Source organism: Flavobacterium sp. SORGH_AS_0622 (assembly GCF_030818825.1).
GTDB lineage: Bacteria > Bacteroidota > Bacteroidia > Flavobacteriales > Flavobacteriaceae > Flavobacterium.
The window spans coordinates 1,565,646-1,586,188 of record NZ_JAUTAX010000001.1 but is presented as its reverse complement, the minus strand read 5'-3'; the positions used below and the strand labels follow the sequence as shown (position 1 = coordinate 1,586,188).

Sequence of the window (20,543 nt, the reverse complement as noted above, 5' to 3'; positions counted from 1 at the left end):
TCGTTTTTTATCACAAATACAAATTTCTAGACAAAATTTCTTTAGTTAAATCGTGACTTTATTTCCAAAAAACACCTTACTTTTAACGTTCCAAAATTATTCATTCATTTTTACCATTGTGACAAAAGACACTATCATACAAAATATAAAGGCCTTAAAGAGCCATTCGCACATAAACTACGGTATTAAAACCAAAACAGAAGACTTTACAGAAAAGCTTTTTTACACTCTTTTTGATTCAAATGCAGTTTTAGAAGAAAGTATTGATGAATTGGAAAAATGCTTTAAAGAAATCGCTGTTTTAGCCTGCAAAAAACCACAAAATTTATGCGGTTCTATGTGGGATAGATTTTTAGAAAAACTGCCAAGCGTTTTAGAAAAATTAAACCAAGATGCCGAGTACATTTTAGAAAACGATCCTGCCTCAAATAGTATCGATGAAGTTTATTTGGGATATCCTGGTTTTTACGCCATAGCTATCTATAGATTAAGTCATGAATTGTACCATTTAGATTTACTTCTGTTTTCTCGATTAATGAGCGAATATGCACATAGAATTACAGGAACCGATATTCATGCAGGAGCAAATATTGCATCGCCATTTTTTATTGACCACGCTACCGGAATTGTAATTGGAGAAACTACTGTTATCAAAAAACATGTGAAAATTTACCAAGGTGTTACGCTGGGCGCATTAAGTGTGAGCAAGGATATGAAAAGTGCTAAAAGACATCCTACCGTTGAAGCTAATGTGTGTATTTATGCCAACGCAACAATTTTAGGCGGAGAAACGGTAATTGGAAAGAACAGTGTTATTGGCGGAAATTCATGGGTAACTAAATCTATCCCTGAAGATTCTATTGTTCTAAACACTACCACAACTGAAGTTAAAATAAAAGAAAAAAAATAAAATGGGTCCACAGAAATTATTAAACTTAATTGGAAATACTCCTTTGATGGAAACTGTCAATTTGGTTAAAAATAAAAATGTAAAACTTTTACTTAAACTGGAAGGAAACAATCCTGGGGGAAGTGTAAAAGACAGAGCAGCATACAATATGATTGCTGCCGCATTAGAAAGAGGAGATATAAAAAAAGGAGATAAATTAATTGAAGCAACCAGCGGAAATACTGGAATTGCACTGGCAATGATTGCGCAATTATTTGGCATAGAAATAGAATTGGTTTTACCCGAAGATTCCACAAAAGAACGTACACAAACGATGCGTGCTTACGGTGCTACGGTTATTTTAACGCCTGCAAGCGAAGGAATTATTGGTTCTCGTGATTATGCAGATAAAAAAGTAGCACAAGGCGGTTATTTGATGTTGAATCAGTTTGCTAATGATGACAACTGGAAAGCACATTACAAAACAACCGGCCCTGAAATATGGAATGATACGGAAGGAACTGTTACGCATTTTGTTTCGGCAATGGGAACTACTGGAACTATTATTGGAACTTCGACTTATTTAAAAGAAAAGAATCCAAATGTGCAGATTATTGGCGCTCAGCCAAGCGATGGATCACAGATTCCTGGAATTCGTAAATGGCCGGAAGAATATCTTCCTAAAATTTTTGATGCTTCTAAAGTTGATACTGTTGTGGATGTAAGCGAAGAAGAAGCACGTGAAATGACCAAAAGATTAGCCCTTGAAGAAGGTGTTTTCGCAGGAATGAGCAGCGGAGGTTCTGTTGCAGTTGCCCTAAAAATTGCAGAACAATTAGAATCTGGTGTTATAGTAGCAGTTATCTGCGATAGAGGCGACCGCTATTTGTCTTCGGATTTATTTGACTAAAAAGATACTAAGTTGCTAAGGTTCTAAGATGCTAAGTTTTGGATAACTAAAAAACATTGTATCTCAAAATCTTAGAAACTTAAAATCTCAGAAACTTAAAAAACTTAGCATCTTAGAAACTCAGAACCTTAGAATCTTAAAAAGAAATGAACTACAGAAAACTAGGAAAAACAAACTTTAATATATCTGAAATCTCTCTTGGCACTTGGCAGGTGGGAGGAAAATGGGGTTCGGTTTTTGATGATAAAACCGCAGATGAACTTTTAAATACAGCAATAGACAACGGCGTTAATTTTATTGATACTGCCGATGTTTATGAAAACGGATTAAGTGAAACCGCTGTCGGCAGAGTGGTTCGATCTCGATCGGAACGAATTTATGTTGCTACAAAATGCGGACGCCAGATCAATCCTCATGTCAATGAAGGATATACTCCAAAAGTCCTTCAAAAATTCGTAGAAGACAGTTTAAAAAGAACTGGTTTAGAAACCCTAGATTTGATTCAGCTTCATTGCCCGCCGACTGAAGTATATTACCGTCCTGAAATCTTCGAACTTTTTGACCGTTTAAAAGACCAAGGAAAAATACTTAACCTTGGTGTAAGTGTCGAAAAAGTTGAAGAAGCCTTAAAGGCAATAGAATATTCGAATGTAATGACTGTTCAGATTATTTTCAATTTGTTCCGCCAGCGTCCTTCAGAATTATTTTTCTCAGAAGCCAGAAAAAAAGATATTGGCATTATTGCCAGAGTTCCTCTTGCAAGCGGACTTTTAACGGGTACATTCAGCGAAAAAACGGTTTTTGAACCTCAGGATCATCGTAACTTTAACCGTAACGGAGAAGCTTTTGATAAAGGAGAAACTTTTTCTGGAATTGATTATGAATTAGGTTTAAAAGCAGTTGAAGCCCTAAAAGCACTATTCCCAGAAACACCAAACCTCGCTCCTATTGCTTTACAATGGATTTTGAGTTTTAATGAAATAAGCTGTATTATTCCTGGCGCATCAAAAGTAAATCATGTGTTATCAAATTTATCGGTTTATGATACTCCAAAATTAACTGCAGAGCAGATTTCGGAAATGAATAAAATTTATGATGAATTTATAAAACCTTCTGTTCATCAGCTTTGGTAATATTTTAAGTTTTTTCTTTCATAAATACGCAACCATTTGAAGTTTATTGCATCTAGTATAAAAACACTAATCAATAAACCAAAAATTATGAAAAAACTAATCTTTTTACTATTTGCAGTCTGTCTAATATTTGGAGCATGCAGCAATGATGAAACTACCCAAGAAGAAGATACCGCTATGCTCGATAAAATGTATAAAGAAATTGTTGAATTTTCTTTAATCAATTCGCAGCCTTGCACAAATCCAGAAGATTGGACATATATGAAACTTGATCCTTCTGGCTGCTCAGGATATATTATGTATTCTAAAAAAATAGACTTAGCTGTTTTTCAGAAAAAAATTGACAAGTACATTAATACTAGAGGAAAAATATATTCTAAATGGGGACTATATGCAGACTATGCAGATTGTGTAATGGTAATACCTCCAACAGGAATAGAATGTATAGATGAGAAACCAACGTTAGTATTTGGGCTCTATACAAAATAAAATTAAAGGTTATTAAGATTTACAAAACAATCTTAATAACCTTTTTTTATATATCAAATTCAATTCTAAATTCAGCACCTTTGTTCTTGCCATCGCTAGAAGCCGTTAATCGGCCTTTGTTACGTTCTATTATTTTCTTGCATAAATACAAGCCAATTCCCGTTGAACCTTCATTAGCAGTTCCTAGTCGGCTCATTTTGGTAAACTTTTTAAACAATTCCTCAATCTGATTTTTATCGAAACCAATTCCAGAATCTTTTACCGTTAAAATCAATTTGGAATCTTCTGAAAAAATTCTCACTTTGATTTCACTGTCAAAATAAGAAAATTTCACGGCATTGCTGATTAAATTCACTAAAACCTGAATCAAAAGACCTTCGTCAATTTTAAGTTTCGCTTCAACACATTCTAAAATTAAATTCAATTTTATCTTTTTATCAAATAAACGCTGTTCTACCTGTTCATTAATAAAAGGGAGGATATTAGGAAACAAAATCGTTTTTGTATCTGGAGTTACTTTTACAATCTGATCTTGCTCGTTTAACAGCTTAATAAAATTATCAATATATCTAAATTGAAGATTGGTTGACTCACAGATTAATTCTGCAAGGTTTTTAACTGATTCTGATGGATTTTCGCTTATAATTAATTGAGCCAAACCCTGCGGATTTCCAGCAAAATTCTTTAAATCATGCGAAAGCATATAAACTAAATCTTGTTTTTCATTAATAAAACTCTCGGCTTCGTAAATCGATTCTTGAATATTGCATAAAAGCAGCCCGGCTTCATCTGTATATTCTGTCGGCAAAACAGACAATTTTCTCAAGTTTCGGTAATCATCTAATGCTTTTGATGCAGTTGCAATAGGTTTAATTAACTTATTTAAAACTAAAAGTGTTATCGCCGTTGCCAGCAAAGTCATTATTAAAGAAAAAACGAGAATTGAAGTTGGAGAAATACTGTACTTAAAATACAATACAAAAAATAATATTCCGATTAAAGGAATATGAATCCCTATAAAAGCAACAAATAAAAATTTGAATGCATAACTTTTTTTCAGAAAGCTGATTTGTGAGAGCGCGTGATACAACTTCATAAAAAGAGGACAATATGGTAGGTTGAAATTCTAATTTTATTAGGATTATTATGCAAACAAAATTAGCTTTTAAAGTTTACTAAACTAATTTTTTGAAGAATTTCTAAAATATTTTTAAAATTAAATTTGTAAAAGTTTTCAAAGGCTTATTTTTGCGCTATGGGAAGAAAAAATACAGACAAAGTTGTCTTTCATCAAATTCAAGTTCTTGATGCCGGTGCAAAAGGAGTTTCGGTTGCCAAAGCACCTGACGGAAAAGTAATCTTTATTCCGAATGTGGTACCTGGAGATGTAGTTGACGTGCAGACATTTAAAAAAAGAAAGGCGTATTACGAAGGTAAAGCCGTAAAATTTCACGAATTATCTGATTATAGAGTAGAACCAATTTGTGAGCATTTTGGAGTATGCGGAGGCTGTAAATGGCAAAATATGAAGTACAGCCAGCAGCTTGCATTTAAACAAAATGAAGTTAAAAATCATTTACAAAGAATAGGAAAAATTGAACTTCCGGAATTTGAAACTATTTTAGGTTCTGAGAAACAGTTTTTCTATAGAAATAAAATGGAATTTTCTTTTTCTAACAGCCGCTGGCTTACAGAAAAAGAAATTGGAAGTACAGAAGATTTAGGAAATAGAAATGCATTAGGATTTCATATTCCGAAAATGTGGGACAAAATTCTAGACATTAATAAATGTCATTTACAAGAAGATCCTTCAAATGCAATCCGCAATGAAATTCGCGCATTTGCAAACGAACATAATTTAGCGTTTTTTAATCCGAGAGAGCATTCTGGATTATTGAGAACCGTAATGATTCGTACCGTTTCGACAGGAGAAATCATGGTTTTAATTCAGTTTTTTGAAGAAGACAAAGAAAACAGAGAGTTAATTCTAGATCATTTATACGAGAAATTTCCTCAAATTACTTCATTACAATATGTTGTAAACGGAAAACCAAATGATACTATCTACGATCAGGATGTTGTTCTTTATAAAGGAAGAAATTACATTCTAGAAGAAATGGAAGGTTTGAAATTTAGCATCAACGCTAAATCTTTCTATCAAACTAACTCAGATCAAGCGTACGAATTATATAAAATAACTCGTGATTTTGCTGATCTTACTGGAAATGAAATCGTTTATGATTTATATACAGGAACTGGAACAATTGCTCAGTTCGTTTCTAAAAAAGCAAAAAAAGTAATCGGAGTAGAAAGCGTTCCCGAAGCTATTATTGATGCAAAAGCCAATGCAGAACGCAATAATATTACTAATTGCGAGTTTTTTGTTGGAGACATGAAAGTTGTATTTAATGAAGCTTTTATTGCTCAGCACGGTAAACCTGATGTAATTATTACAGATCCACCGCGCGACGGAATGCATAAAGACGTAGTAGAACAAATCTTAAAAATTGCTCCAAAAAGAGTCGTTTATGTAAGCTGTAATTCTGCAACTCAAGCTCGTGATTTGGCTTTAATGGATGAAAAATACAAAGTTACACGTGTAAGACCTGTAGATATGTTTCCGCAGACACATCATGTTGAAAATGTTGTACTTTTAGAACTTCGATAGAAAATATACATGAAAAAATTACTCTCTATTTTGCTGCTCTTTACTTTTGGCTTATCAAGCTGCGAGAAAGATGATATCTGCGATGCAAACACACCAACTACACCTAGATTGATAATTACATTCTATGATATTGCCAATCCTACCAAAACTAGGAATGTCAATAATTTAAAAGTAATTGGCGAAGGAATGACCGAAGGAATCGTTTTTAACGAAAATGGCACAGATGAGACTAAATATCTAACTAGCGGAAGTACGGTTGCAATTCCTTTAAAAGTTAATGACGGTACGGTTACCTATAAATTTATTTATAATGCTGCCAGTACAAACCCAACATCAATTAATACTGATGTATTAACTATAAATTACACCAGTCAAAATGTATACGTGTCTAGAGCATGTGGTTTTAAAACTATTTTTGCTTTAAAGCCTGTTGATCCTTTTCTTCGCACAGATCCAGATGGAGATACCGTTTGGATGACTGATGTACAATTAAAAAACCCTAACATTGAATCTGAAAATGAAACACACATTGAAGTTTATTTCTAGTATTTTTTTATTCTTTTCAGTGTTTTTAGGGCAAGCTCAAGACACGCCAGAAATATCACCAAATAAAAAAGATACTATTGTAAAACCCAAAACTGTAACTAGTAAACCACCAGTTCAGAAAGCTGAGGTAAAAAAAGACAGTGTCGTCAAAACAGATCGTTACGGTCTTCGTGTTGGTGTAGATTTGTACAAACTTACCCGCGGTCTTTATGACAAAGATTATAAAGGAGTAGAATTTGTTGGTGATTGGAGATTAACCAAAAAATATTATCTGGCTGCAGAATTAGGTTATGAAAATAAAACAACAGATGATGACAGATTAAATTCATCGGCTGCTGGAACTTATGTAAAAGCTGGGTTTGATTATAATTTCTATGAAAACTGGCTTGACATGGAAAACTTAATCACAATTGGACTTCGAGGCGGTTTTAGTACTTTTAGCCAGGATTTAAACAGTTATAAAATTTACAATCCTAATCCGTATTGGGGTGAACTGCCTGCTATAACAACAGACCAAAAATACAGCGGACTTACAGCGACATGGCTGGAAGTAGCAATGGGATTAAAAGCAGAAGTTTTTGATAATGTATTCGTTGGTTTTGGCGTTCAGCTGAAACTTTTGGCTACCAATAAAAAACCCAGCGGATTTGATAATCTTTATATCCCAGGTTTCAACAGAACTTACGATGGAAGTTTTGGAGTTGGCTTTAATTATACTGTTTCTTATTTTATTCCAATTTATAAGAAAAAGGTAGTGGTGCCAGAAATTAAGGAAGCTCCTAAAAAATAAGATGAGGTTCTAAGGCACTAGGTTCTGAGATACTAAGTTTTATTATACAAAATAAAAAAAGCCGTCAATTTTTGAATTGACGGCTTTTTTATGCTTTATAAATACTAAGAACTTAGCTGCTTAGAATCTTAGTAACTTCTACTCTATTTCTTTAATTCCTTTCACGAAAATCCATTTCATGAAAAGTTTTTCTCCATCTTTCGTTTTTACTGCCTGAAATTTTGGGCCAATAATGGTAGCCACCACAAAAGCAGTCAACGGAATCCAAATTCCTGTCAACCCTGTATATGATGCAATTACAAATCTCAACAATAGAAATAAAATTGCGAAACTTCCTAATTGATATAAAAAAGCTCTTAATTGTAGTTTTGTCATTTTTTTTGAGTTGCTAAGGTTCTGAGATTGTAAGATGCTAAGTTTTTTTACTTAATAAATTAAACAGCCAGAAACTTAATGTTTTTTTATAATATTCATTTCCAATTCTTAGCTCCTTAGAACCTTAGTAACTTAGAATCTTAGATCTGAAATTTCGTTCTCTTACTTCCCTCGTACATTTCGTATTTAACCAAACGTGCTTCTAGACTCGCATTAAAAAGTTTTATTTTTCTTGAAGGTTTTAAACCTACAAATTTCAACGCATCTAGATTTGCTGTAATAAACCAAGCATCGGTTCCTGGATAATTTTTCTTTAGCGTGTCACCAATACTACTGTAGAATCTTTCCATTTGAATATCTAAACGTTCGTCATACGGCGGATTGAAAACCATATGGAGTTTTCCTTCGGTTTCTTTTTCAGTATCAAAAAAGTTATCTTCACGAATAGTTACATAATCCTCTAAATTGGCATTTCGAATATTGTCTTTCGCTTTGCTTACCGCACTTGGTGCTTTGTCAAAACCTTTAATAGTGTAATGAAACTCTTTTGTTTTTTTCATCAAGCTATTTATAATTTGATCGAATAAATCATTATCCCAATCTTTCCATTTTTCAAAAGCAAATTCTTTTCTGTTGATATTTGCAGGAATATTGCAGGCGATCATTGCGGCTTCCGCCAAAAAAGTTCCAGATCCGCACATTGGGTCCAAAAAGTGACCTTGGCCTTCCCAGCCAGATAATAATAAAATCCCGGCAGCCAAAACCTCATTAATAGGAGCAATATTCGTAGCTGTTCTATAACCACGCTGATGCAGTGAATTTCCAGAAGTATCTAAAGATACCGAAACCTGATCTTTATCTATATGAACATTTATACGTAAATCTGGATATTGCTTATCGATACTTGGACGTTGTCCTGTTCTTTCTCTAAACTGGTCGACGATTGCATCTTTACATTTTTGAGAAACAAATTCAGAATGATTGAAATATGTAGAATGTACCGTTGTATCTATTACAAAAGTCTGGTTTGCATTTAGATATTTAGACCAGTTTAAACCAGAAATCCCTTTGTATAATGCCTGCTCGTTATTTGCTCTAAAAGAGTAAATTGGTTTTAAGATTTTAAGAGCAGTACGTAAAGATAAATTGGCTTTGTACATAAAACCCTTATCACCTTTAAAACTTACCATTCTCACTCCTTTTTCAACATCCTGAGCTCCAAGTGTACGTAATTCTTTTTCTAATATTTCTTCAAAGCCAAAAAAACATTTGGCAATCATTTTAAAATTTTCTTCCATCTTTTCTTTTAAATTAAAAAAAACTAAAGTTTATAAAGATGCACTACATTGCATCTGTACATAATAGCAAGGATTATCGAGGTATCGTTGCTTAATAGTTATTTTTCGGCAAAAATACACTAAATTTGCGGGACTTTGAATTAATTGAAATAGAATAAATGTCTGAAAAGCATAACGCATCAATCCCAAATCAAGAAGATGACAACCAAAATTGGTATTCTTCGTGGTTTGACACTCCTTACTATCACATTCTTTATAAGGATCGCAACTATCGTGAAGCTCAGGTTTTCATGGACAACTTAACGCATTATCTTAATTTGCCCGAAAAAGCAAAAGTGCTTGACTTGGCATGCGGAAAAGGACGCCACTCTATTTATTTAAATCAGTTAGGTTATGATGTCTTAGGCGCCGATTTATCTGAAAACAGCATTGCAGAAGCCAGTAAAAACAGTAACGAAACCCTGCATTTTAAAGTGCATGACATGCGCGAGCCTTTTGAAGAAAAGTTCGATGCTATCTTTAACTTGTTTACAAGCTTTGGTTATTTTGAAAACGATGAAGACAATCTGACTACTTTAAAAGCCATAAAAGAAAGCTTATCAGAATATGGTTTTGCTGTAATCGACTTTATGAATGTCACTCAGGTAATTGAAACTCTGGTTCCTCAAGAAGTTAAAACAGTTGACGAAATTGATTTCCACATCAAAAGATATGTTGAAGACGGACATATTTTTAAAGAAATTGATTTTGAAGATCAAGGCAGAAAATATCATTTTACCGAAAAAGTAAAAGCGCTGACATTAAAAGATTTTCAAGATTTAATGGACGAAGCTGGTATTTATCTTTTGGATATTTTTGGAGATTACAAACTCAAAAAATTCCACAAAACCGAAAGCGAAAGATTAATCATGATTTTTAAGTAAATTGGTTAATCGTTTAATTGTTTAACCGTTTAATCGGTAAGCAAAAAACGATTATACGAATCAACGATTAAACAAATACAAATGAACTATCTACTACCCTTATTTTCTGTACTTTTAGGATATAGTGTGGCTTTGTTTATTAAACCCAATAACAAAACCAATTTAAAATTACTGCTTGCTTTTAGCGGTTCATTTTTATTGTCATTAACTGTAATGCATCTGCTGCCAGAAGTTTACAGCACTCACAATCATAAAATTGGTGTTTTTATAATGGTTGGGATTTTGTTTCAAATCATTCTAGAATTTTTCTCCAAAGGTGCAGAACACGGTCACGTTCACGGACATGCAAAAATGTCTCAGATTCCGTGGCTATTGTTTATTAGTTTGTGCATTCATGCCTTTTTAGAAGGTTTTCCAGTAAGTCATCATCACGATTTAGCACTCGGAATTGCCATTCATCATTTACCAATTGCGGTTATTTTAACGACATTTTTCATCAATGCTGATTTAAACAAAAAAGCCATTTTCGCCTTTATGCTGACTTTCGCCATTATGACGCCGCTTGGAACTGTTGCCTCTGAATATTTACCCTTTTTAAACGATTATTATACTGAAATTACAGCCATTGTAATTGGTATTTTATTCCATATTTCTTCAACAATTATCTTTGAAAGCAGCGAAGGCCATAAATTTAATATTGCCAAAGTCTCGATGATTGTTCTGGGAATTTTACTGGCATTCTTTTTATAATAAATTAATTAGAAAATGTGTCAATTAGATATTGAGATAATTTTCTAATTGACACATTTTCTAATTATCTAATTTAATTCCCCGTTCTCTTTTTCTCCTCCTGATTTCCAAAAGCACGTTCCTTTACATTTATTTTCTTGTTTCCAAAATTGTAAACTACAGATAAGCGTACAAATCTATTGCTTTCATTCTGGCTGTAAACTTGTTTAACGCCATTTACAACAGAAGTAAAATCTTTTAAATAAGACATATTAAAAATATCATTGGCCAAGAATGCAATCTGCATCGTTTTATTAAACAAATCTTGTTTAAAACCAATATCAAAACTCGATGCATATCCTACTTCATACAAGCCGCTTTTAAAAGGTGAACTATAACTAAAATCTATTTGCAGTTTTGTCGTTTTGCCTAATATAAAAGTATTATTGGTAGAAAATTCAACTTGTAAATTATTTGAAGGCGTTGCATTTATATTTTTGATAAACTCGGTTTTTGCTCCTAAAAAATACAAGGAATTTTCACTTGACCACCAATCTGCAAGACCAGCTGAGTAACTTTCTCCAACACCATAATTCAAGTTTTTAAAATAGTTTTCGCGCGTTACAATCTGCGTATTAGTTTCAGGATTTGATGTAAACAAAACCCCGTAACCGTTTGTAATTACATTCACAAAAACACTTGTTCTCAAAATTTCTTTATACGAATGCGCAAACTCAAAATTATCACTAAATGAAGGTTTTAAAAACGGATTTCCTTCAGAATAACTATTGCTGTTAATATAAACCTTAAACGGATTCAGTAAGTCAAAACGAGGTCTGTTGATTCGCTTTCCGTAATTTAAACTGAATGTATTATTTTCATTTCTTTTATAAGAAGTATAGAATGTTGGAAATAACTTCAAGTAATTATTTTCTGTTTCCTGATTCATCGTTTCAGAAAATCCGCTTGTTTGTGTATTCTCAAGTCTTAATCCCAATTGAAAATTCCATTTTTCATTTAACTTTTTATCACCATTAATATAAATTGCCTGACTATTTTCGGTGTATTTAAATCTGTTTGACTGCGAAGGATCCAATTCTGGATTTCCTGTAATTGTATTATAATAAAACACATCGCTGATACTATTTGTAAAACTCATCTTTGCACCATAAGATAAATTTAAAGCTTGAAGCGGATGCTCCATATCGGCCTTAAAACTCCAGTTATCAATTTCCTGATTCGATATATTTCTTCCCGATTGATTTACATCAACAAATGTCATGTCTGGAGTGTAATTATTGGCGGTAAAATTTCTATCAAATTTTGAATTGTAATTAAAGTAATCCGCATCAAAAGATAATTTTCTGTTTAAAGAATCCAGTTTGGTAATCAAATGCGCATTATAAGTTTGGTTTCCTGAATTCTTATCAGTGTAACTATCATTCAGCGTAACATTCTGCAGCTGATTTTGAGTATTATATTTCTCAATTCTTATATCCGATCCAAAATCTGGATTATTTCTATCATTCAAAAATTGAAAACCAACTGAAGTGCGTTCAGAAAAATCATAATCGACAGCCAATTTTCCCGAAAGATTTTCATTTTTCACTTTCGTTACACTTTTCATACTAGAAAGTCCATCAGGAAAATACATATCCAAAGCTTCATCGGCATTTTTGTAACCCGTTTTTGCGTTAATACTGGCTGCAATTCTAAACTTGTTTTTATTATAAAAGAAATTATCTCTCAAAGTATAAATTCCGTACTTATTCTGGTCGTACGAAAGTGTTGTTGTATTTTTCCAAGAATCATGCACTCCTTTTTTCATTATAATATTAATTAATCCGCCAGTTCCTTCCGCTTCATATTTTGCTGGTGGATTACTGATAATTTCAATATTTTTAATATCATTTGCCGAAATAGATTTCAAGAAATTATTTAGCTCTTCACCCGTTAATTCGATCATTCTTCCGTCAATCATAACTCGTGAAGTTCCTTTGCCTAATATCGTAATCAGATCGTTTTTTACCACAACTCCAGGCGCCGTATTAATAGCACTTAAAGCATCACCGCCAACCGTTGTAACATTATTTTCAAGATTATAAACCAAACGATCTGTTTTCTGCTCAACAGTCTTCTTTTTAGACTGAATGACAACTTCAACTAAATTGGTTGTGTTTTCTTTTAAAATAATTGTTCCTAAATTGGTATCATTTTCAATTAAAATGTCTTTTTCATAATCTGTAAATCCCAAAAGACTTATTCCAATTTTATAAGAACCTTTTTTAATATTCATTTCAAAAGTACCGTCTTGTTTGGTTGTAGTTCCATCGATAATTTTTCCTTCAGAATTTGAGATGGAAACATCTGCCCATTCTAATGAAGTTGTTTCGCTGAATATTTTTCCTTTTAATTTAAAAGATGATTGTGCTAAACAAAATAGAGGAAATAATAAGAAGATTAAAAGGTTTGCTTTTTTCATGATTTCTAATTTTAAACTTGTTCAATTAATTTGAAGCAAAGTTGCCGTAGAAAATTTTCAGAATTCGACCGACAAAAAAAAGTCGAACCAATTTCTACTGTAGAAATTGGTTCGACTTTATAAGACTGAAGTACGACTTTTTACAAACCGCTTATTATGAAGCGTTTCGGTAAGCCGTAGGCGTTACGTTTGTATATTTTTTAAAAGAAGTATTAAACGAAGATTTGGAGTTAAAACCTACTTCGTATAAAATCTCCAACACAGTAAGCTGGCTTTTAGACTGATCTTTTAAAATATTCATGGCTTTTTGAATGCGATATTCATTCACAAAATCAAAAAAATGTTGATTGATATGATGATTAATCAAAATTGATAAATCCCGAACCGGCATATTAATTTGATTTCCTAATTCCTGTATTGTAAGTGAAGGATCTAAAAAAGGTTCTTTTTCGATCATATATTGTTTCAACGCTGCAATTTGCTTATTAATTAAATCGTTTTGAGCATTTACCCATTCTGGTTTTTCTTCCACTTCTGGCAGAATGTCTTTTGTAAGTTTCAATTTAGAATTAACTCCTCTAAAAAGCTCTGGATGATTCAATGCTTTCATTATAAACCAACAAGTTATAAACAAAGCGATTGTTCCGACTAGTACATTTGCCCAAAGAAAAACTTCTCTAAAACCGCTGTAACGTATTATATTTTTTAATGCCACGATAGAGTGTGCAGCAAGAAAAACACATGTCATTTGAAAAAGCCATTTATAAGTGGAAGTACTCGGATTGGCGTAATTTTCTAAGTAAATTTCTCTGTACTTCTTTAAAATTAAAAATACATTGATCATGTAAAAAGCATATTGAAATTCAATTAAAATCTGAATAAAGTAAATTTCAGACATTTGATTAAGCGTGCTGGCAAAACTTCCTTCATCGATTGGAAGATAGATTCGTGGAATAAAGATCAAATTGGTAACAACAAAAGGAATTAAGTGGACTAAATGTTTCCATTTTAATCTAAAATCAGAATAACAAACGGCCAATACATATAGATAAAACAAAGGCATTCCCAACAAACAAGCTGTAGATCTAAAAATCTCCAGATTTCTATGGTCTTCCGTATATAAATACATAAAGAATCCGCTGAGATCGATAGCAGAGAAAATAAAAAAGAAAGCAAACAGACGGTTGGCTAATTTATTTTCGGTTTTAACCGTTAATAAAAAAAACGCAAGTAATAAAGAAACGAAAACTGAAATCCGGGCTATATTCTGCAGTAAATCTAACTTATCCATTGAATCTTTTAATATAGAACAAATATAATATTTTAGTTGGTGTAACAACGCTTGAGAAAAACAGTCCTTATAAATAAAAAATAGAAGAAAAAAAAGATTATAAATCTTTGAGACTTTGCGAGATTGCAATAAAAAATATTAATTTTGACCTGTCTAAATAACACTCAAATGACATTTACGAAAACTACTGAACTAGCATCAAAGTATGAACATTTAGAAAAAATGTCTGTTCATGAATTGTTATCCAATATTAACCAAGAAGACAAAACTGTTCCTTATGCAGTTGAAAAAGCTTTACCGCAAATAGAAGCTTTAATTCCGCAAATAGTCGCTAAATTAAAATTAGGAGGCAGATTGTTTTATATCGGAGCAGGAACTTCTGGCCGACTTGGTGTTGTTGATGCTTCAGAATGTCCGCCAACATTTGGTGTTCCTTTTGATTTGGTGAATGGTATAATTGCAGGCGGTGATACAGCTATAAGACGTGCTGTAGAAAATGCTGAAGACAGCACTACAAATGCTTGGATTGATCTTCAAAATCATAATATTGATTCTAATGATGTTGTAATTGGTATTGCAGCTTCTGGTACAACTCCTTATGTAATAAGCGGTTTAGAAGCTTGTAATCAAAACAATATTGTAACAGGATGCATAACGTGTAACGCGGGAAGTCCGCTTGCATTGACTGCGCAATTCCCTATTGAAGTGGTCGTTGGTCCAGAATTTATAACCGGAAGTTCTCGAATGAAAGCCGGAACCGCACAAAAATTGGTTCTTAATATGATTTCGACTGCAGCGATGATTCAGCTTGGAAAAGTGAGAGGCAACAAAATGGTCGATATGCAGTTAAGTAATATTAAACTGGTTGATCGAGGTGTTAAAATGATTATGGATGAAATTCCTGTTTCTTACGAAGAAGCTTCAGAATTATTAAAAAAATACGGCAGCGTAAGAAATGCTGTTGACAATTATAATAAGTAAATAGGTTTTCTTTAATTTAACCGCAAAGTTCGCAAAGTTTTTTTTGTTTGCAATGCTTTGTATAAAGCACAAAGACAGCAAAGCTTTATCTAAAAAACTTTGCGAACTTTGCGTAAATCTTAGCGCACTTTGCGGTTAAATGTAAGTTCAACAACCTGAAACAAAAAGCAAACAAATGTCTACAAATAAAGAATTGCTACGAAAAGGAGTTAAATACTTAACAGGTGCTCTGCCTTTGATGTTTCTTGGGCCGTCAATGATCTATAATGCTTTTATGAATCAGCATACAAACTGGCACTATCTCGTTTTAGGAATTGGAATTGTAGCTTGTTTGAGTTCGATGTTTTTGATTTTTCTTGGATTGAAAATTATTATGAAAGGTATATTTAATGACTAAATAATCTCCTCCATAGACCTGACAGGTTTTTTAAACCTGTCAGGTCTACTCATCTCTAAAATATAAATCTTTATCCAAATAAAAATGGAAGGCATAATTCACATTCAGAAAACATTCGAGAAAGTTGTTTACATCGACAAAAAAATAAACAATCGAGAGTTTGAAGATTGTGTTTTTAAAAATTGTGACTTTTCGAACAGCAATTTCTCCAACAATACTTTTTTAGACTGCGAATTTATTGACTGCAATCTTTCTATGACAAGTTTGGCAGGAACGAGTTTAAAAAATGTGACTTTTAAAAACTGTAAACTTTTAGGAATTGCTTTTAATGAATGTGATGATTTTTTGTTCCAAGTTTATTATGAAGAATGTACTTTAGATTATGCCTTATTTTCGAATAAAAAAATGCCTAAAACAAAGTTCATCAATTCGTCTGTACGCGAAGTAACTTTTATTGGAACCAATTTAACGAGTTCTGTTTTTGATAATTGTAACCTTGACGGTGCTATTTTTAATGAAACGCAATTAGCGGGAGTTAATTTTAAAACAGCATACAATTATAAAATAGATCCTGAATTCAATCCGATGCGAAAAGCACAATTTTCTAACGATGGAATTGTTGGATTGTTAGATAAATACGATATTAAGATTGTCTAATTCTATAAAGATGCCTCAGAGAGGCAAAATATTTGTAGATATAATATTTTCGTAAAGTTCAAAGCTCCATCGGAGCGACATATTTATTCTACCAATCAGTTAAAAATATTATTTATGAGTGTCGCCGATCAATCCTATTTAGAAAGTGTAAAAAAGCAATTTTTATATTATAAAATGCTGGGAGAAAAAGCTATGGATCAACTTGAACCAGAACAGCTATTTACTGCTATTAATCAAGACACGAACAGCATTGCCACAATTGTAAAACACATTTCTGGTAATATGCTTTCGCGCTGGACTGACTTCCTTTCTACAGATGGCGAAAAAGAATGGCGAAATCGTGACGCCGAATTTGAAAATGATTTACAATCGAAAGAACAAGTTTTAGAAATTTGGAACAAAGGCTGGAATGTTTTTCTTGAAACGCTGAATAGTCTAAAACCAGAACATCTTTCAACAGTTATCTATATCCGAAATGAAGGTCATACAGTTATAGAAGCCATAAACCGCCAATTGGCACATTATCCATATCATGTTGGACAGATTGTTTTTTATGCGAAACAATTGAAAAACAGCGAATGGAATAGTTTATCGATTCCGAAGAATAAATCGGGAAATTACAATGCCGAAAAGTTTGCCAAAGAAAAAGAAATTAAGAACTTTACCGATGACGAATTAAAAAGATTAAAATGATAAAAGCTATAAGCTTTAGACTATAAGCAAAACTGCTTATTAAGTAAAGCTTAAAGCCTATTGCCTAAAGCTTAAAGTATAAAAAATGAAAAAAATTATATTCTTATTCCCTTTTCTGGCTTTAGTTTCTTGTTATAATGCAGAACACAATTGCAAGGATTTTAAAACTGGAAAATTCAAATTTGAGTTTGAAGTAAATGGTGTTAAAAAAACAACTTATTTTGAACGTAAAGATGATATCGAAATTGAAACTTTTGAGGGAAAAACTGATACTGCGACAATACGCTGGGTAAGTGACTGCGAGTATGTGCTGCAAAAGAAACATCCTAAAAATATGGCTGAAGAAAAAGCAATCAGCATGAAGATTTTAAATACTTCTAAAGATTCTTATACATTTGAATTTGGTTTAGTTGGTTCTGAAGAAAAACAACGAGGTAAAGTCTATAAAGTTGATTAAACTTTCGTTCTAGAATATTAAAGCTCCAATTTTGGGGCTTTTTTACTTTTAATCCGTTAAAATACTGTGTGGAGCTACTTGTGGAGACACCTCGTTCCTCGGGATGACAAAACTGTGAAGAAAACCTTTGTCCCTTTGTCCCTCTGTTTCTTTGCAACTCAAAAAAACAAAAATGTTTCTTTTACATTTCTATTTTAAATAGTATTTTAGAACTCTAATCTAACCACATGAAAAATACCATTTCGCAGAGAGTTGCTGACTTTTTAAAAGGATATCCGCCGTTTAATTTTTTGCATCAGAGAGATTTAGAAAAACTGTCTGAACAAATTTCTATTATCTATAAAGAAAAAGATGCTGTAATTTTTGCTGAGAATGACAAAACGCACGACTCTTTTTATGTAGTCCATAAAGGTGCTGTTGCTTTGAAAAAAAGCACTAAAAATACCGTTTTAGACATGTGTGATGAAGGTGATATTTTTGGTCTTCGTCCGCTTTTAGCACAGGAAAACTATATTATGGAAGCTGTCGCGCATGAAGAAACTATTTTGTATGCCATTCCTATTGCAGTTTTTAAACCTTATGCGCTGGAGAATAGAAATATTGGTAATTTTTTGATTGAAAGTTACGCTTCAAACACCCGAAATCCGTATTCAGATATTCATAAAGATAAATTGTATGGTGATGATTCGTTAAATGAAAATCTTCATTCCAGCAATCATTCTTTTGATTTAGCTCCAATAAAATACTCTAAAAAAATTGTCACCTGCAGTCCGTCAACGACGGTAAAAGATATTGCCAAAATCATGGGCAAGAAAAAAGTGGGCGCTATTTTGATTGTAGATGAAATGCTTCCTATTGGTATTTTGACAGATAAAGATCTTAGAAATAAAATTGTTACAGGAGATTTTCCAATCACTACTACAGCCGAAACTATAATGACAAAACCTGTTATTACATATCCTAAAAAAATGACGGTAACTGAGGCACAAATGGCAATGATGAAAAGTAATATCAGTCATTTATGTTTGACGAAAGACGGAACGGTAAACACAAAAGCGGTTGGGATTTTATCGAAACACGACGTGATGGTTGCACTTGGAAACAATCCAGCCGTACTGATAAAAGCGTTGAAGCGTACCAAAAAAATTAAGGAAATAAAGCCTATTCGAAACCGAATCATGCAATTGCTTCAAGGTTATCTGGATCAAAATATTCCGATGACTTTGATTACCAAAATCATTACTGAACTTAATGAAGCCTGCACCACCCGTGTTATCGAAATTTGCATAGATAAAATGAGCAGTCCGCCGCCAGTAAAATTTGCGTGGCTCGCTCTTGGAAGTCAAGGAAGAGGCGAGCAAATGCTGCATACCGATCAGGATAATGCGATTGTGTACGAAAATGTAAATGAAGTTTTTAGGGATGAAACTAAAATCTATTTTCAAAAATTTGCGGGACTTGTGAATAAAGGTCTTTTTGAAATTGGTTACGATTACTGCCCTGCCGAAATGATGGCATCTAACCCAAAATGGTGCATGAGTCTGGACGAATGGAAAGCGCAGGTACATCATTGGATTACCAATCCTGGTAAAAATGAAGTATTGCTTTCGTTTATTTTCTTTGATTATAGTAAGACTTATGGCGATTCAGAAATCGTTAATCAATTATCAGATTCTATTTTTGAAGACGTAAAAGCAAATCCGATTTTTTATATGCATCTAGTGAGTGGTGCTTTGCAAAGTCCATCTCCTACTGGTTTCTTTAGACAATTTTTGGTAGAACAAGATGGCGCTAACAAAGATAATTTTGACATTAAACGACGAGCTTTAATGCCCCTGACAGATGCTGCACGTGTTTTAATTTTATCGCATTCGGTAAAATCAATCAGCAATACGGCAGAGCGTTTTGAAAAACTGGCAGAACTAGAACCTAATAATAGAGAATTGTACTTATCGTGTTCGTATTCGTTTAAAGCCTTATTGAAATTTAGAACTAAACAAGGTCTTTTACATCATGATTCTGGACAGTTTATCGAATTGGAATCTTTAACCAAAATGGAAAAAATTAAACTGAAACGTACTTTTAAAACCATAAAAGAACTTCAAGAATTAATTTCAGTTCGTTTTAATATATCAAATCTTGTATAATAATGAGTCTATTCAATTTTTGGAAAAAAGAAGAAAATAATCTGTTCGATGAAAATATTACGATCGAAGAAACTCGTTTTGTTGTATTAGATACAGAAACAACTGGTTTTGATTATGAAAACGATCGAATGCTATGCATAGGCGCATTGGTTCTACAAAATGGAATTATTAATGTTCAGGACAGCTTTGAAATATATCTTGAACAAGATCATTACGATAAATCCACCGCTCAAATTCACGGAATTTTAAAAGATTTGCTTGTCAAACGTCCAACAGAATTAGAAGCTTTGCAACAATTTTTAGACTTTTTAGGAGATTCAATAATCATTGCACATCACACTATTTTTGATGTTACGATGATTAATAAAGCTTTAGAACGAAATGGACTTCCGCATTTAACCAATAAAACTTTAGATACCGCGTATTTGTATAAAAAGACTTTAATTCAGTCGCATTTGTTCGAAAGAAAAGATCATTATACTTTGGATGATCTGGCAGATAAATTTGATATTTCAAAAAAAGACCGTCACACCGCTTTGGGCGATGCGTATATAACAGCGATTGCATTTCTTAAAATTGTCAAGAAGCTGAGAGAGAAGAAAGAAGTTAATCTAAATCAGCTTTTTAAATAGTTTTAAGTTTTTTTTATCAATCTTAAATTTACATTTAAACAGGAATATTTACCATT

The 20,543-nt window shown here is 32.7% G+C and carries 21 protein-coding genes; 16 read left to right on the top strand and 5 right to left on the bottom strand.

Going from position 1 to position 20,543, the window contains the following annotated elements:
• Positions 1-118 precede the first annotated feature (118 nt).
• From epsC to QE431_RS06880, 4 genes are all read left to right on the top strand, one after another.
• The gene (epsC, locus tag QE431_RS06895) at positions 119-910 is read left to right on the top strand and encodes a serine O-acetyltransferase EpsC (protein ID WP_307300522.1); all 792 of its coding nucleotides are present in this window, start codon (positions 119-121) and stop codon (positions 908-910) included.
• A gap of 1 nt (position 911) precedes the next feature.
• Positions 912-1,799 (top strand): cysteine synthase CysM, encoded by an 888-nt coding sequence (gene cysM / locus QE431_RS06890; protein ID WP_307294110.1) that lies wholly within the window; start codon positions 912-914, stop codon positions 1,797-1,799.
• A gap of 146 nt (positions 1,800-1,945) precedes the next feature.
• Positions 1,946-2,932, top strand: coding sequence for an aldo/keto reductase (locus QE431_RS06885; RefSeq protein WP_307294108.1), 987 nt, complete (start codon positions 1,946-1,948; stop codon positions 2,930-2,932).
• A gap of 87 nt (positions 2,933-3,019) precedes the next feature.
• Entirely contained in the window at positions 3,020-3,421 is a 402-nt protein-coding gene (locus QE431_RS06880; protein ID WP_307294106.1) for a hypothetical protein, read from the top strand.
• A 46-nt stretch (positions 3,422-3,467) separates the two neighbouring features.
• Here the strand turns inward: QE431_RS06880 and QE431_RS06875 are convergent, their stop codons facing one another.
• On the bottom strand, positions 3,468-4,517 hold the full coding sequence (locus QE431_RS06875) for a sensor histidine kinase KdpD (protein ID WP_307294104.1): 1,050 nt from the start codon (positions 4,515-4,517) through the stop codon (positions 3,468-3,470).
• A gap of 159 nt (positions 4,518-4,676) precedes the next feature.
• Here QE431_RS06875 and rlmD point away from each other — a divergent pair, with 159 nt between their 5' ends.
• The 3 genes from rlmD to QE431_RS06860 are packed head-to-tail and all read left to right on the top strand — an operon-like array spanning position 4,677 to position 7,425.
• The gene (rlmD, locus tag QE431_RS06870) at positions 4,677-6,089 is read left to right on the top strand and encodes a 23S rRNA (uracil(1939)-C(5))-methyltransferase RlmD (RefSeq protein WP_134140935.1); all 1,413 of its coding nucleotides are present in this window, start codon (positions 4,677-4,679) and stop codon (positions 6,087-6,089) included.
• A gap of 9 nt (positions 6,090-6,098) precedes the next feature.
• Positions 6,099-6,635, top strand: a complete 537-nt coding sequence (locus tag QE431_RS06865; protein WP_057118664.1) for a DUF6452 family protein — start codon at positions 6,099-6,101, stop codon at positions 6,633-6,635.
• On the top strand, positions 6,607-7,425 hold the full coding sequence (locus QE431_RS06860; protein ID WP_057118665.1) for a DUF6048 family protein: 819 nt from the start codon (positions 6,607-6,609) through the stop codon (positions 7,423-7,425). The genes QE431_RS06865 and QE431_RS06860 overlap by 29 nt, the downstream gene beginning before the upstream one ends.
• Positions 7,426-7,563: 138 nt before the next feature.
• Here QE431_RS06860 and QE431_RS06855 read toward each other — a convergent pair whose 3' ends face one another.
• Both QE431_RS06855 and QE431_RS06850 read right to left on the bottom strand, forming a co-directional pair.
• The gene (locus QE431_RS06855) at positions 7,564-7,800 is read right to left on the bottom strand and encodes a hypothetical protein (protein WP_057118667.1); all 237 of its coding nucleotides are present in this window, start codon (positions 7,798-7,800) and stop codon (positions 7,564-7,566) included.
• A 140-nt stretch (positions 7,801-7,940) separates the two neighbouring features.
• A complete protein-coding gene (locus QE431_RS06850; protein WP_057118669.1) occupies positions 7,941-9,098 on the bottom strand; it encodes a class I SAM-dependent RNA methyltransferase in 1,158 nt (385 codons plus the stop codon).
• A gap of 158 nt (positions 9,099-9,256) precedes the next feature.
• Here QE431_RS06850 and QE431_RS06845 point away from each other — a divergent pair, with 158 nt between their 5' ends.
• Together QE431_RS06845 and QE431_RS06840 are read left to right on the top strand one after the other, a co-directional pair.
• Positions 9,257-10,021, top strand: a complete 765-nt coding sequence (locus QE431_RS06845) for a bifunctional 2-polyprenyl-6-hydroxyphenol methylase/3-demethylubiquinol 3-O-methyltransferase UbiG (RefSeq protein WP_057118671.1) — start codon at positions 9,257-9,259, stop codon at positions 10,019-10,021.
• Between the two features lie 81 nt (positions 10,022-10,102).
• Complete coding sequence (locus tag QE431_RS06840) at positions 10,103-10,771, top strand: ZIP family metal transporter (RefSeq protein WP_281865015.1); 669 nt, start codon at positions 10,103-10,105, stop codon at positions 10,769-10,771.
• 73 nt (positions 10,772-10,844) lie between these two features.
• Here QE431_RS06840 and QE431_RS06835 read toward each other — a convergent pair whose 3' ends face one another.
• Positions 10,845-13,232: an outer membrane beta-barrel family protein gene (locus QE431_RS06835; protein WP_307294096.1), complete on the bottom strand. Its 2,388-nt coding sequence runs from the start codon at positions 13,230-13,232 to the stop codon at positions 10,845-10,847.
• 154 nt (positions 13,233-13,386) lie between these two features.
• Positions 13,387-14,523 (bottom strand): AraC family transcriptional regulator, encoded by a 1,137-nt coding sequence (locus QE431_RS06830; RefSeq protein ID WP_307294094.1) that lies wholly within the window; start codon positions 14,521-14,523, stop codon positions 13,387-13,389.
• A gap of 168 nt (positions 14,524-14,691) precedes the next feature.
• Between QE431_RS06830 and murQ the strand changes: the two genes are divergently transcribed.
• The 7 genes from murQ to QE431_RS06795 all read left to right on the top strand — a co-directional run bounded on the left by murQ (position 14,692) and on the right by QE431_RS06795 (position 20,487).
• Positions 14,692-15,504 (top strand): N-acetylmuramic acid 6-phosphate etherase, encoded by an 813-nt coding sequence (gene murQ, locus QE431_RS06825; protein ID WP_057118680.1) that lies wholly within the window; start codon positions 14,692-14,694, stop codon positions 15,502-15,504.
• A gap of 175 nt (positions 15,505-15,679) precedes the next feature.
• The gene (locus QE431_RS06820; protein WP_134140923.1) at positions 15,680-15,901 is read left to right on the top strand and encodes a DUF6095 family protein; all 222 of its coding nucleotides are present in this window, start codon (positions 15,680-15,682) and stop codon (positions 15,899-15,901) included.
• An 84-nt stretch (positions 15,902-15,985) separates the two neighbouring features.
• Positions 15,986-16,558, top strand: coding sequence for a pentapeptide repeat-containing protein (locus QE431_RS06815; protein WP_307294091.1), 573 nt, complete (start codon positions 15,986-15,988; stop codon positions 16,556-16,558).
• A gap of 114 nt (positions 16,559-16,672) precedes the next feature.
• A complete protein-coding gene (locus QE431_RS06810) occupies positions 16,673-17,251 on the top strand; it encodes a DUF1572 family protein (RefSeq protein WP_307294089.1) in 579 nt (192 codons plus the stop codon).
• 85 nt (positions 17,252-17,336) lie between these two features.
• Positions 17,337-17,708: a hypothetical protein gene (locus tag QE431_RS06805; protein ID WP_057118688.1), complete on the top strand. Its 372-nt coding sequence runs from the start codon at positions 17,337-17,339 to the stop codon at positions 17,706-17,708.
• 227 nt (positions 17,709-17,935) lie between these two features.
• Positions 17,936-19,855: a DUF294 nucleotidyltransferase-like domain-containing protein gene (locus QE431_RS06800; protein WP_057118690.1), complete on the top strand. Its 1,920-nt coding sequence runs from the start codon at positions 17,936-17,938 to the stop codon at positions 19,853-19,855.
• Positions 19,856-19,857: 2 nt separating this feature from the next.
• Positions 19,858-20,487, top strand: a complete 630-nt coding sequence (locus tag QE431_RS06795; RefSeq protein WP_057118692.1) for a PolC-type DNA polymerase III — start codon at positions 19,858-19,860, stop codon at positions 20,485-20,487.
• The last annotated feature ends 56 nt before the right edge of the window (positions 20,488-20,543 follow it).